General features: G+C 60.6%; 6 protein-coding genes. All 6 read right to left on the reverse strand.

Going from position 1 to position 14,460, the window contains the following annotated elements:
* The coding region (locus QRX40_RS05070; protein WP_313836749.1) for an InlB B-repeat-containing protein at window positions 1–1,646 on the reverse strand (1,646 nt) is incomplete at its 3' end.
* 196 nt (window positions 1,647–1,842) lie between these two features.
* Entirely contained in the window at window positions 1,843–1,989 is a 147-nt protein-coding gene (locus QRX40_RS05075) for a hypothetical protein (RefSeq protein ID WP_183129728.1), read from the reverse strand.
* A 555-nt stretch (window positions 1,990–2,544) separates the two neighbouring features.
* A complete protein-coding gene (locus QRX40_RS05080; RefSeq protein ID WP_313836752.1) occupies window positions 2,545–6,066 on the reverse strand; it encodes an InlB B-repeat-containing protein in 3,522 nt (1,173 codons plus the stop codon).
* Window positions 6,067–6,362: 296 nt separating this feature from the next.
* The gene (locus QRX40_RS05085; RefSeq protein ID WP_313836754.1) at window positions 6,363–10,025 is read right to left on the reverse strand and encodes an InlB B-repeat-containing protein; all 3,663 of its coding nucleotides are present in this window, start codon (window positions 10,023–10,025) and stop codon (window positions 6,363–6,365) included.
* Between the two features lie 286 nt (window positions 10,026–10,311).
* Entirely contained in the window at window positions 10,312–14,079 is a 3,768-nt protein-coding gene (locus QRX40_RS05090; RefSeq protein WP_313837023.1) for an InlB B-repeat-containing protein, read from the reverse strand.
* Window positions 13,985–14,188: a hypothetical protein gene (locus QRX40_RS05095; RefSeq protein WP_313837048.1), complete on the reverse strand. Its 204-nt coding sequence runs from the start codon at window positions 14,186–14,188 to the stop codon at window positions 13,985–13,987. Before QRX40_RS05095 ends, QRX40_RS05090 begins: the two co-directional genes overlap by 95 nt.
* Window positions 14,189–14,460: the final 272 nt, after the last annotated feature.

A 14,460-nucleotide genomic window follows, 5' to 3' on the forward strand; every position in this document is an offset into this window, starting at 1 on the left:
ATGGTCGTGGATTCCCTGCCCAGCTGGCTGCCCTTATCAGGGCTGATGCTCCACCCGCTGTTCCGGCCTGCCGGCGTCCAGTGGGCGGCCAGGGTCAGGTCCTTGCTGACGGGCCTGCTGAAATCGTAGGCGACTTCGCCCACGAACCATCCGTCGAACAGGAAGCCTTGGCGCGTCGGGTCGGGGGAGGGGCGCTTCACCCTCCCATACGGAGTAGGGAATTGCTGGTCTGCTGGTTCTGGTTTTCCTCCGCCCGTGTCGAAGTGGACCGTGAGCGTGGATCTTGGTGCGGTGTCTCGTGTCAGGGTCTGGTCGACCGTGTAGTTGAGGCTCCTGGTGAAAGTCCGGCCATCCTGCCTGCCGGCGATGAGGATGACGGCTGGCCCCGGCTTATGGGTGGGCATGTCCGCCTGCCATGAATCGTTGTTCCTGCTGAGCGTCAATGCTTGGCCGTCCAGGCTGGCTGATTCCAGGGTGGGCGCTGTAGCGGTCTCGAGTCTGGTTGGCTTGCCGGGCTGGCCCTGCCCGTCCAGGCTCCACCTGAACATGCCGCCCTGCCTGCTGATGGCGGTGATCCTGCTGCCGGTGCTTGCGGCCTGCACGTACTGTTGGTTTCCGTTGTCCGCCCGGGTGGGCTTGCTGCCCGGTTTCCAGGCCCAGACATAGCCGTCCGTGCCGGTGATCATGGCCTGGTTCTTGTTGGCGGTGATCCTGCTGGATCTCATTCTTTCCGGCAGGCTGACCTGGATCATGGCGGTGGTGCTGTCGGCCAGGTACCAGGCCTGCCCGTCCGCGTCCAGCAGGAGGGACCCCTGGAAGAGAGCCTGGGCTTGAATGATGCGCATGCCCGGGTCTTGCTTGATGCTTGTGGGTTTGGCTTTTCCGGTGTTGCTCGTATCCCAGGTCCAGGCTTGCCCGTCCGCGTCCACGATGAGAGTCTGGCTGCCGGAAGCGACGGCGAGGACGGCCTGCGCCTGCCCAGGCAGGCTGGTTGCGGCCTGCTTTGTGAATTTCAGGTTCAGACCCTGACTGTCGGCATCGCTGGCCTGATAGGTGTGGATTCGTCCCTGCTGGTTCACGGCAAGCAGCCGGTCATCGTTCATGCTGATGCTGGTAAATCGGATGTTCCCATCGGCGTTAAGGATGGTGGGTGTGGGCTGTTGGCTGTTCCAAGCGTAGATCTTCTGGTCGGATCCGAGCGCCGCCTGCCATCGGCTGCCGGATGCGGCCTGCAGGTAGTGGAACCCGTCGGGAGCCTGGGCGGGGGTGGGAACCTGCCTGGGTGTGCTGTCCTGCGTCCATGTGTAGATGCGGCCGTCGCCGGTCAAGCCAACAATTTGATTTCCTGAAGTTTGGATGCTGGCGAACTTAGGCTCCCGCCTTTCGGGCGGGCTGATGGTCAGCCGGGCTCCGGTGGCGGGTCCGTGGTTCGGGTTCAGCGTCCAGTCCGCGGTCTTGGTCCATTGGGCTTTCAGGGTCGTGTCTTGGAGAGTAGGGGTCTGGAAGTCGAAAGGCTGACTGTCGAGTGTCCATCCGTCGAACTGGAAACCTTCGCGCACAGGGTTCTTTTCCGGAGGGTATGCGAGAGTGCCGGTTTTCACGGTTGACTGAGTTGGCTTGCTGCCATCGGCGGCGTCAAAGCGCACTATGTGCGAGGCTTGAGTATCTGTTTTTTCGTCTGATTTAGCCGGTGTAGAGTCCGCGCTGCCGTGTGATTTTGTTGTCGATGACGGGGTGCCCGGGCTTGGTGTTGCGGAACTTAATGGTGTGGTGGTTTGTATTGGTGAGGGTGTGGGCAGTGGTGTGCTGGTTGCGTTGCTGGGGAGGGTGCCGGGGGTTCCGTCAGCTACGCGAGGGGTCTGACGACCCCCCCCCCCCGGTGAGTATGGGAGCGTCCGCCTGGGCGGATGCGACGCCCAGGCCTGCCAGCAGGCTGATCAGGACGGTCATCATCGCCATGATGCGACGCAGACGGGAAACCAGATGCATGAAACCAAAACCCCTTCACCAAACACCAAGCGGTATCAACACCGCCTGCCTAATAAAGTTCTACCTGTCGGAAAACCACCCATTGCTCAATGTCAGTCCGTGCAACAGATTGCGTGAATCCTGACGGAAGCCAGCTGTCTTCTCGACATCCCCCGATTCTCACCCTACCACCCAGCCAGAAAACAACACACACGTGCCGGAGCTAGGCGCACGAATGCAAGGAGACCCAGCCTTCTGTTAAGCGTTGCTTCGCCAATCAGTGCTTCAACTTCCAGACTTCTATCTGTCTGGAAGCAAATCGGGCTGAATACTCAGACGAAGGAAAGAGAGGCATGACTGAGGGCACCAATCTGATCTGGCCGCCCTTCTCGGTGGCTTATCCCCTGTTTTGCGAGGATCAGAAGGGACAAGCCGCTAGTCAGAGATAAGGCCAATGCCGTTCTGGCAGAAGTATATGGGTGGCCCCTTTGTGTTGGGGGAGTTGGGGCCACCCGTGTGGTCCGGGAGTGTGTTGGGGATAGTGATAACCCGGACCTGCTTACACGAGGGAAGTCTTTATTGTTGTCGGCTGAGAGTTTCCAGCCTGTGGCGCCTGGCTGCTGCGGCGCATGCAAAGGCGAGCAGCCCGGCGATGAGCAGGGGGAGCAGGCCGCCTCCGCCGGCCCTGGGCAACACGCTGATGGAGTTGTACCGATACGTGTTGCTGGTGTCGGGGGTCTGGGCTGCTCCGTTCAGTCTCCATTCGATGGTGACGGTTGACGTGCCGGGCATGTGTGCCGGCGTGGTCACCGTCCAGGTGCCGTCGGAGTTCCTGGTCAGGTCGGAGGCTTCCACATTGTCGAACTGGACGTGTGTGGGGATGCCAGGCCTGGGGAAGGTGTCCTTGGCCGGGCTGGCGGCCTGAGTATCGGTGGTGTCGCGGCCGAGCTGGCCCTTGGCGTTGTCTCCCCAGCTGTAGAGGTTGCCGTCGGATCCCAGGGCCATGCAGTACGATGCTCCTGCGCTGGCCTGAGTGAAGGTGATCCCTGCCGGCGTATCCACCTTGTTGGGCCTGTCTGACGAGGTTTTGCCGCTGTCTCCCCAGGTGTAGAGGTTGCCGTCGGATCCCAAGGCGATGGAACGCGCGCCTCCTGTGCTGGCCTGGGTGAAGGTGACCCCTGCCGGGGTGGCGGCCTTGCCGGGCTTGTCTGCGGGGGTGCTGCTGGTGTCGCGGCCCAGGCGTCCGTTGGCGGCATTGCCCCAGGTGTAGATGCTGCCGTCGTCGCTTACGGCCACGGAGTGGCTTCCGCCTGCGCTGGCCTGGGTGAAGGTGATGCCTGCTGGGGTGTCGGCTTTGCCGGGCTTGTCTGCAGGGGTGCTAGTGGTGCTGCGACCGAGTTCGCCGTGGGTGTTGTCGCCCCAGGTGTAGACGTCGCCTTGCGTGTCCACAGCCACCGTGTGGCCCCAGCCTGCACTGACACTGGTGAAGATGACATCTGCCGGGGTATCGGCTTTGCCGGGTTTGTCTGCGGGGTTGTTGCTGGTGACGGTACGGCCCAGCTGCCCAGCGCTGTTGTCTCCCCAGGTGTAGATGTTGCCATCCGAGCTTAGGGCTACGACATGGGTTCCGCCTGCGCTTGCCTGGACGAAGGTGATGCCTGCCGGGGCCTCAACCTTGTGGGGCCTGTTGGCTGGGTTGTTGCTGGTGACGGTACGGCCCAGCTGGCCTCGGCTGTTGTCGCCCCAGCTGTAGAGGCTGCCATCCGAGGCCAGGGCCACGGAAAATCCGTAGCCTGCGCTGACATGGACAAAGTTGACGCCTGCAGGGGTATCCGCCTTGCTCGGATGGCTGTCCTGTTTGTCGGTGGTGTCGCGGCCCAGCTGGCCGTGGCTGTTGTCTCCCCAGGTGTAGAGGCTGCCGTCGGAGCCCACGGCTGCGGAATGGAGGTCTCCTCCGTCAGCCTGGCTGATACGGATGCCGCGTGCTGGCGGTGGAGTCAGCTTGACGGTCTGGCCGCCTGACTCGGGCCCGTTGTCCTTGTCGAGCTTCCACCTGTTGCTTTCAGCACTGCTCCAGTGGGCGGTCAGGGTCACCTTGTCGGTGACTGGCCTGCTGAAGTCATAGGCTGTTTCGCCGATGAACCAGCCGTCGAACAGGTGTTTATCCTTGGTTGGATCCTTGGCGGGGGGTTTCAGTCGGTTTCCCTCAGTGACGATTTGGAAACCGAACCCAGTGCCACCGTCGGGGTCGAAAACGATGAGATAATTGCCTAGGTACCTGTAGGACAAGTGTGCGTCTGGACGCTCGCCGTTCATCCTCCAGGTGATGACTGTATCTACTCTGCCATGGTCATGTGGGGGCGTGGTGACGCTCCAGGTGCCGTCCGAGTTGGGGTCGAGGTTGGTTCCGGGTGTACCGCTGAAACTCACGTCAACGGGCTTGGGATCCTCGGGGAATGCGACCCTGCCGGGGCTGCTGTCGTACTTGCCGCTGGTGGGGCGTCCCAGTTCGCCATACTTGTTTTGTCCCCAGCTGTACAGGTTACCGTCGGAGCCGATGGCCAGGGAGTGGGAATAGCCGGCGCTGACCTCGGTGAATTGTGCGACACCTGCTGGTGTAGGCACTTTGCCCGGCTTGACGTCGTATTTGGCTGACCCGGTGTCGCGGCCCAGCTGTTTGCAATCGTTTAGTCCCCAGCTGTAGAGGTTGCCATCCGAACCCAAAGCCAGGGAATGCCTGTGTTCTGCGCTGACCTTGGTGAACTTCGTGACGCCTGCCGGCATGGTCACCTTGCGCGGTGTGCGGTCTTGTCTCGCCGGGGCGGTGTTGCGTCCTAGCTGGCCATATTCGTTCCATCCCCAGCTGTAGAGACTGCCGTCTGAGCTGGTGGCCAGGGATGTCCACTCTCCAGCCTTGATCCAGGTGAATTTCTTGACGCCTGCCGGCATGGTCATCTTGCGCGGTGAACGGTCACGGAAGGGATATCCGCCGGCGTAGCGTCCCAGCTCGTCATAAGTGTTGTCGCCCCAGCTGTAAAGGTCACCGTCCGAGTCCAGAGCCATGGAGTAGAAGGTTCCTGCGCTGATTTGAGTGATTTTTGTGATGCCCTTCGGCAAGTTCACCTTGCCTGGCTTGACGTCGTATATGGCAGAACCCGTGTCACGTCCAAGTTCGCCGTACTTGTTTTCTCCCCAACTGTAGAGGTTGCCGTCCGATCCCAGTGCAAGGGAATGCCATTTTCCTGCACATGCTTGGGTGAAGTGGACGCCGGCCGGTGGAGTGACCAGCTTCGGCTGATTGTCTATCTGGGGGTTGTCTTTTGGTGTTGTGCTGACAGTTTCGCGTCCCAGTTCTCCGTCGGCATTGTTCCCCCAGCTGTAGAGATTGCCGTCTGAACCGATGGCCAGGAAATGGGTGTAGCCTGTGCTGACCTGGGTGAAGTGGACGCCGGTCGGCGGGTTGACCAGGCTTGGCGTGCGCTTTTCGTCTTCAGGAGTCTCCAATTTGTAGTTGTTGTCTCCCCACCTGTAGAGGTTGCCGTCCGAGGCTATGGCCTGGGAGCCTTCTTCTTTTGCTGGGACGATGTGGCTGAAGCGTATGTCTGGTGTGGTGGGCGGGGTCAGGGTGATCCTGGTGTATTCTGTGGCTTTCCCTGAGGTGGGGGAGAGGCTCCAGGCGCTGGTGCCCTTGGTCCAGTGGGCGGTCAGGGTGAGGTCTGTGGTGACGGGCTGGGTGAAGTCGTAAGCGACCTTGGAGTCGCCCTTGGCGTCTTTGGTGAACCAGCCGTCGAACAGGTAGCCGTCCCTGGTCGGGTCTTGCGCGGGTCGATTGGCCTGGGTGCCTTCGGCAATGGTTTGTGAGTCGACACTGCTGCCGTTGTCGCTGTCGAAGACGACCTGGTGCGATGTCGGGCCTGCCTGAGCTCGACCGGCTACTGTGCTGACGGATGCGTCTGTTTGCTGGGCCGGGCTGATAGGTTTCGCTATGGCGTCGGCTGCAGTGAGGCCGCCGATGATCATGCTGGCTGGAAGAATGACGATAACCTTCAAAAGGTCTACAACAATGGCTGACCGGGAAGACGCGTCCGGATGGCACATGATCGCTACAAACCCCTTTCCCAAGGTAAGGCGGTCCGATGATGAAAACCCCAAGTTTTTTCATCGGCTGCATGCCGGGCACGTTCCCGGTTGCTAAAAAGTACGCTAGCATGCAGGTTCGGGTCTGAAGGGGAGCAACACTCGGATAAAACGAGTAAAAAATATTATGTCAAGTTGAGATACGGATATTTTCCTCTAGGCGCAGAGATGAAAATGAAAATGGGTGGCTCCCTGATGTTGGGGGGTGCGGAGCCACCCATTATGGCCGGGCCGTTCTTGGGATGCGGCCCGACCATTTACTCGAGCGAAGTGAATTCGTGCCTGTGGCGTCCGGCTGCCAGAGCACCGGCGGCGGCAAGCAGGCCTGAGGCGAGCAGAAGGAGTACCCCCGTGTTGCCTGTGAGGGGGAGGATGCCTTTGAAGGTGTAGCTGAGGTGGGTCGGGGTCTGGTTGGCGCTGCCCAGGGACCAGTCCACGATCACGTCAGACAGTCCCGGATTGTGGGCTGGCGTGGTCAGGGTGACCGACCCGTCCGCGTTCTGCTGCAGGCTGCCGGCGGGTGTCTGGTCGAACCTGACGCCGGTAATCAGCGGCGGCGGATATAGCGCCACCAGCGTCGGCGTAATGATCTTCGTGCCGTTGTTGCTGCCGGTGCCGAGTTGCCCACGGTAGTTGTATCCCCAGCTGTAGCTCTTGCCGTCCTGACCGATGGCCATGGAACAAGCCGATCCTGCGCTGATCCGCGCGACCGTGAACCCCTTGCCTGCGTTGCCCTGGCCTGCGGGGGGTGACACTTGTGAGGGGACGAGCAGCTCGGAGGTGCCCTGGTTGCTGCCCAGCTGATCAAAGGTGTTTTCTCCCCATCCCCAGGCTGTGCCGCTCTGGTCGATAGCCAGCGAATATGTGGCTCCGGCGATGATTTGGGCGGCCTGGAATCCCTGGCTGGCATCGGCAGGGTTTTTTACCTGCGTGGGTGTGGACCGGTCGGTCAGCGTGCCATCGCCGATCTGGCCATCCGCGTTCATTCCCCATGCCCAGGCTGTGCCGTCCTGACCGATGGCCAGTGCGTGGACTTCACCGCTGCTGATCATCCTGGCCTTAAAGGTCTTGCTGGCGTTCTTGGGATCGGGCACGGGGGCTGGGTCGGCAGCATATGCGGTGCTGTATTTTCCTGTGCTTTGGCCGTTGCCGAGCTGTCCGTGGTTGTTGTATCCCCAGGTGTATACGTTGCCGTCGGCGTCCAGGGCCATGAGGAAGCTGTATCTTGCGCTTACCTGGACCGCCTTCAGCCCATTGTCGGAGCCGCTGGGATCCTTGGCCAGGGCCGGCGTCAGTTTGGGCGCGCTATAGGTGTCCTGGTCCTTGGTTTCGCTGCCCCAGACGTAGACGCGCCCATTCAGGTCGATGGCTGCCGAGTCGGTGAATCCGGCGGTCACCTGGGTGGCCTTGAAGGGTTGTCCGTCTGGGCCCTTGACGGGCTGTGGCTTGGAGTGGTCTTGCCTGCTGCCGTCGCCAAGCTGGCCATATTGATTTTGTCCCCAGCTGTAGACGGTCTGGTCGGAGCCGATGGCCAGCACGTGAGTTCCGCCTGCGGCGACCTGCGTGTAGGTGAACCCGGTAGCTGCGCCGTCAGGCAGGGGGACCTTGGTCGGCGCATACTGTCTGGCCGTCGTACTCGGATCCTGGCCCAGCTGCCCGTAGTCGTTGCCGCCCCAGGCGTAGGCATTCCCATCGCTGGTCACCCCTACAGAAAAACCGGCAAAATTATCGCTGGCGCTTATCTGGTTGAAGCGGATGCCCCGGCCTATTTTGGGCGGGGTGATGGTCACCTGCTGGCCGCCCTGGGCATCGCCATTATTCGGGCTGATTGACCAGCTGCCGATGTCTGCAGGGCTCCAATGGGCGACCAGGGTGATGCTGCTGGTGACGGGCTGGCTGAAGTCGTAAGCCACCTTGGATTCGCCCTTTGAGTCCTTGAGGAACCAGCCGTCGAACAGGCAGCCGTCTTTGGTCGGGTCTGCGATCGGGCGTGTGGCCTGCCTGCCTTCGGTGACGGACTGGGGTCCGGGCATGCCCGAGGGTGCTGTAGGGGAGTCACTGTCGGAAGAGAAAGTGACATGGTAGGCGTTCATGTATTGGTAGGTCAGGTGGGTGTCGGGCTGCTGGCCGTTCATGCTCCAGATGATGGTGACATCGGTCTTGCCTGCTGCATGCTGGGGCGTGGTGACGCTCCAGGTGCCGTTCGACTCGGCGATGAGGTTGGTGCCGGGCGTCCCGCCGAAGCTGACGCTGACGGGTCTGGGATCCTCGGGGAATGTGACTGTGCCGGGGTCGGCGTCAGAATGACCAGTGGTCGTGCGTCCCAACTGGCTTCGGCTGTTGTCTCCCCAGCTGTAGAGGTTGCCGTCCGAGCCTAGGATCAGGGAGGAGGTATTTTCTGCGTTGATCTGGATGCAGCTGATGCCTGCCGGCAGGGATACTTTGCCCGGTGTGGCATTTCTCAAGCTGTTGGCGTCGCGTCCCAGCTGGCCGAATTTGTTGCTTCCCCAGCTGTAGAGGTTGCCGTCCGAGCCTACGGCCAGGGTGTGTTGGTTTCCTGCGCCGAACTGGGTGAATCTCGTGACGCCTGTGGGCAGTGTCACTTTGCCTGGATCGATGTTTTGTGTGGGTGTGTCGGTATCTCGTCCCATCTGGCCGTAGCTGTTGTAACCCCAGCTGTAGAGGTTGCCGTCTGAGCCCATGGCCAGAGAACACCATCCCTGTGCGGCAATCGCGGTGTATTTCGTAACGCCTGTCGGCAGGATCACTTTGTTCGGCAGGGTTCCTGGATTTTCGCTGTTGGTGTTGCGTCCGAGTTCGCCCTGAGTGTTGTCTCCCCAGCTGTAAATGTTGCCGTCCGAGCCAAGAGCCATGGAATAGAAGGTTCCCCCGCTGATCTGGGTGCAGGTGATGCCTGTCGGCATTGACACTCTGCCTGGCGTGGCGTCGTAGGTCGCTGATCCCGTGTCGCGTCCCAACTGGCCTCGGCTGTTGTCTCCCCAGCTGTAGAGGTTGCCGTCCGAGCCGATGGCCAGGGATTGCGAGTATCCGGCGGTGAACTGGGTGAAGTGGACGCCGGTCGGCGGGGTGACCAGGCCCGGTCTGTCAGCTGGCGTGCTGGTGGTGCTGCGTCCCAGCTGCCCGTTGTCGTTTAGTCCCCAGCTGTAGAGGTTGCCGTCCGAGCCCATGGCCAGGGAAAGGCTCATTCCTGCGCTGGTCTGGGTGAAGTGGACGCCGGTCGGCGGGGTGACCAGGCCTGGGGTGCCTTCTGGCGCCTTGCTCGGTGCGGTGGCTGGTATCTTATTGGTGTCGCGTCCCAGACTTGCTTTGTTTTGTCCCCAGCTGTAGAGGTTGCCGTCCGAGCCCGTGGCCAAGGTATGCCATAGACCCGAGCTGATGTGGCTGAATCGTATGCCGGGTTTGGCCGGTGGGACCAAGGTGATCTTGTCGCCTCCGGCGGCTGACCCGGAGGTGGGGGAGAGGCTCCAGGCACTGGTTCCCTTGGTCCAGTGGGCGGTCAGGGTGAGGTCTGCAGTGACGGGTTGGGTGAAGTCGTAGGCAAGATTGCCGGTGAACCAGCCGTCGAACAGGTAGCCGTCCCGGGTTGGGTCCTTGGCGGGCCGGCTGGCCAGTGCGCCGTCATCGACGTTTTGAGGGTCGATGCTGCTGCCGTCGGCGCTGTCGAAGGTGACGGTGTGCCTTGTTGAGCGTGCCTGGGGGCGGCTGTCAGGTGTTTGATCGTGTTCGGGTATGGTGTTCAGTGGCGAGGGTGTTGGTGTCAATGGGGACTGGGGTGTCGTCGGCGTGGCCTGCAGCGTTGGCTGGCTTGTGTCGGTGTTGGTGTTGGTGTCAGTGTCGGCTGTGGCGAGGCTGCCCATGATCAGACTTGCGATCAGGATGATGGCAAGCAGAAGGCTCACGGCAATGCATGGCCGGGCAGAAGCATCCCTATGGTGCATGATGGCTGCGAACCCCTTTCCCCAAACAGGTGGCTCGATGATGAAAATCCCCAAGTCGCTTCACGAGACGTGTGCCGGGGGCAATCCCGACAGCTGTATTGCAGTCTATCACGCGCGGACGGGCAAGAGTGGGAGCAGCACCAGGGTGAATAAGAAGGGTGGCTCCGCTGTGTTGGGGGATTGCGGGCCACCCTGTTTAGCCGGGCCATCTTGGGGTATGGTCCGGCTGCTTACTCGTGTGAAGTCTTCAGGCTTGCAGTCTGCGGGATTCGCGCCTGTGGCGCCCGGCTGCTGTGGCGCCCGCTGCGGCCAGCAGCCCGGCGGCCAGCAGGATCATGGTCCCGCTGCTGCCGGCGTTGGGCAGCATGCCTTCGTAGGTGTAAGTCAGATGTGTCTGGGGCTGGCTGGTCCCGCCCAGGGTCCAATCCACGATCACATCGGCCTGTCCAGGATTGTGGGCCGGTGTGGTCAGGGTGACGGAGCCGTCAGAGTTCTGTTGCAGGGTGTCTACGGCCGTCTGGTCAAATCTGACACCGGTGATCATCAGCACCGGGTTGAATGCCACCAGAGTCGGCGTGCGGCTCTGCGTCATGCTTTGCTCGGATCCAAGCTGGCTGTAGCGGTTGTCGCCCCAGGCGTAGGCCTTGCCGTCCTGGCCGATCGCTACGGAATGGCTCCATCCCGCGCTGATCCGCACGGACGCGAATCCGGTGTCGGCGTTGCTCTGACCTTTCGGAGGTGAGACGGGCCGAGGCGTGGTCCGTTTGCTGGTGGTGCCGTCGCCCAGCTGGCCGTTGGCATTGTTGCCCCATCCCCAGGCTGTGCCATCCTGGCTAATGGCCAAGGAATTCCATGTGCTTGCGCTGACCTGCTGGGCTTTGACATTGGGCACCTGCTTGGGCAACGACTGATAGTCGGTACTGAAGCCGAGCTGGCCGTTGTTGTCCATTCCCCATGCCCAGACCGTGCCGTCCTGGCCTATGGCCAAGGCGTGCCACGCGCCTGCGCTGATCCTGGTGGCGTGCAGTCCTTTGCTGGTGTCCGTGGGATCGAGCACCAGCGTGGGGATGGAGGAGTAAGCGGTCCAAGTGCTGTGGGTTGATGACCCGTTGCCGAACTGCCCCCAGTTGTTGTATCCCCATGCGTATATGTCGCCATCCGCGTTCAAGGCCATGATGAAGCTCCAGTTGGCGCTGACTTGGACTGCATGCAAAACCTGGTCGTTGCTACTCGGGTCGGCGACCACAGTGGGCTTCGGTTTGGCATCGGAGTTTACGGTGTTGACATTGTCGCCCAGGGTCGTAGTTTCGCTTCCCCAGCTGTAGACCTGGCCCTTGGCGTCGATAGCGACCGAGTCGCAGGCACCAGCACTGACCTGGGTGGCCTGGAATGGCTGGCCCGTGCTGGGATTGATGACGGCTACCGGCTTGGCGTGGATGTTTGTGTCCGTGCTGCCGTTGCCTAGCTGGCCGAAATCGTTATGCCCCCAGCTGTAGAGGATGCCGTCGGAGCCGATGGCTAGGGTGTGCGCGCCCCCTGCCGAAATCTGCGTGTAGGTGAAGCTTTCCTTTACGCCGTCTGGTTTGAGGACCTCGGTTGGTTTGTCCTGCTGCTTATTGTCGCCGGTGCCCAGCTGTCCGTACCTGTTGTTGCCCCAGGCGTAGGCGTTGCCGTCGCTGGCCACGCCCACTGAAAAGCCGCGCATCTCCCTGTTTTGGGAGCCGCCGGCGCTGATCTGGTTGAAGCGGATGCCCCGGCTGGTCTTGGGTGGCGTGATGGTTACCTGCTGGCCGCCCATCAAGCTGCCCTTGATCGGGTTGATCGACCATTTGCCGTTGTCGGCGGGGCTCCAGTGGGCGACCAGCGTGATGTCCGCGGTGACCGGCTGGCTGAAGTCATAGGCGACCTTGGAATCGCCATCGGCATCCTTGATGAACCAACCATCAAACAGGCAGCTGTCCGCCTTCGGATCGGGGTACGGGCGCATGGTCTGCTCTCCCTCAGTGACGGACTGGTTTTGGGGCATGTCGGAAGATGCCGGGCAGGAGTTGTCTTCGTTGCTGAAGGAGACGGTGTATTTTGGTCCGTCGTACCGATAGGTCAAATGCACATCCGGCTGTGACGCCCCATTTATGGTCCATTGAACAGTCACGTCCGCCTTCCCCTTTGCATGTGGCGGGGCAGTGGCGCTCCAGGTGTCCTCATTCGTGTTCTTCGACAGATCTGTAATGGTTGTTTCGTCGAACTTCATGCCAGTGAGGTTGGGTGTGCCGAGTGCCGACACCACTCCGCGCTCTTCGTCGTTGACGGCCCCGTGTCCGAGTTCACCGTAATAGTTGAAGCCCCAGGTATACAGGTTGCCGTCTGAGCCGAGCCCCATGGTGTAGCCATTGTTTATGCTGGCCTGCTTCCAGGTGAAGTCATCCTGATTGCTGTCAGGCTTGGACACAATTCCCGGGCCGTTTACTGGTGTAGCTTGCCCAAGCTCGCCGTCACCGTCGGTTCCCCAGCTGTAGAGGTTGCCGTCTGAGCCGACCCCTATGGAGTGGTAGTCAGTCGTCATGCAGTCAATGTAATTGACGTTGGCAGGTTTATAGACAGCTGCCGGACGGTTGGCGACTTTGAGGCTCAGATCGCGTCCCAGCATAATTTCTTGCTCATCCGATCCCCAGGTGTAAATGTTCCCATCTGAGCCAAGGGCCATGGAATTGTAATGGGCTGATCCTGTCTGGAGCCACGTGAAGTCGCTGGGAACACCTGCAGGTTTGTCGATTTTGCCGGGAATGGGATTGTTCGTCGCATCGGTGGTGTCGCGGCCCAGTTGATCGAAGTCGTTGTTTCCCCAGCTGTAGAGGTTGCCGTCTGAACCGATTGCCACTGTATCGTAGAACCCTCCGCTTGCCTCAATCCAAGTGAAATTGGATGAAGCGTTTGCAGGTTTGTCAACTTTGGTTGGTTCTTTGACTTCTTGAGTTCCCCCATCATGACCCAGTTGCCCATACTCGTTCCATCCCCAGCTGTAGAGATTTCCAAGGGAATCAAATGCCATAGCGTGGTTTGCTGCTGCCTTGATGCGGGTGAATTTGATGGTCTCCTGCTTGTCTACAGGCCTCGGCGTCCGATCACCGCCGAAGATATTGAAAACCCCGTCCCGCCCAAGCTGACGGAATTCGTTGGAACCCCAACTATAGAGAATGCCATCCGAACCGAGAGCCAGGGCAAAAGTGTCTCCTGCGCTGACCTGAACCCAAGTGAAGTCGGATGATACGTTTGCGGGTTTGTCAACTTTACCTGGTGTGGGATTTGGATCGTATAGGCTACTGCTGGCTATACGTCCCAGCTGGCCTTCCTGGTTGAATCCCCAGCTGTACAGGTTGCCGTCTGATCCCAAGGCCACGGCAAAATTATCTCCGGCGCTGAATTGACTGAACCGAATATTAGGTATGACGGGTGGGGTAAGAGTGACCTTGGTGTTGCCGCTCGCTGGTCCATGGACGGGATCAAGGCTCCAGGTACTGGAGCCTTTTGTCCAGTGGGCTGTCAGGGTGATGTCGCTGGTGACCGGCTGACTGAAATCGTAGGCCACGGGCGTATCACCTATGAGCCATCCGACGAATATATAGCCGATTCTTGAGGGATTGGCAGGTCGGCTTACGCGATTTCCATCCGTGATTTTTTGTTCTGTGCTGGTTTGCTGTTCAGGGTCGTTGAAGGTGACGGTATGTTGAGCGGATGAGCGTGGTTGTGATCGGCCGTTTACATGTTCATCGGCAACGATTCTTTTATTAGGCTCTGGGATGGTGGGTGACGGCAGCTGCGCTGTGTTGAGCGGGGAGGATGTAGCTAGGGGTGATGGTGTAGATAGGGGTGTGGTTGGAGTTGGAAGCGTTGTCTTGCTAGAGGAAATGCCGGAATTTTGCTTAGCTACGCGAGGGGTCTGACGACCCCCCCCCCCCGGTGCCTCCTGCTGTGGCAGGCGCGCTCGCGCCGGACACAGCAGGCTCGCTGGTCTCAGTGCTGGCATCGGCGCTGGTGCCGGCAAGCAGGCCTAGAGGCAGGATGACAGCCAGCAGTGTGCTGATGGCCATAGCCGGTCCGATAGACGTGTGCTGATGCTGACGCATGATAAGCATGATCCCCTTCCCCAGGAACTGCGGCTACATGCCCGGAACTCCCCAGTCCGGATTCCCCGCCGCATGCCGGGCACATTCCCGGCCTCATCTGCAACAACTTTATCACTCTGGTGGACATGCCTATTCAAAGCTTCATCGAGGTTCTGGCAAGTTCAGGGAGATTGATCTTGTACCGCCGGAGGAGTTTTGTTCTATCTGGTTCTTCTGTCTGGCTTATTGATTCTTCCGTCCGAGCGGAAGCAAAAGAGAAAATGGGTGGCTCC

It is taken from the genome of Bifidobacterium sp. H6bp9 (genome assembly GCF_032193695.1).
Lineage (GTDB): Bacteria > Actinomycetota > Actinomycetes > Actinomycetales > Bifidobacteriaceae > Bombiscardovia > Bombiscardovia kimbladii.

What these genes read in the sequence shown, in the direction of transcription:
- QRX40_RS05080 (WP_313836752.1), bottom strand. Translation starts at nt 6,066, where the DNA reads ATGTGCCATCCGGACGCGTCTTCCCGGTCAGCCATTGTTGTAGACCTT.
- QRX40_RS05075 (WP_183129728.1), bottom strand. Translation starts at nt 1,989, where the DNA reads ATGCATCTGGTTTCCCGTCTGCGTCGCATCATGGCGATGATGACCGTC.
- QRX40_RS05095 (WP_313837048.1), bottom strand. Translation starts at nt 14,188, where the DNA reads ATGCGTCAGCATCAGCACACGTCTATCGGACCGGCTATGGCCATCAGC.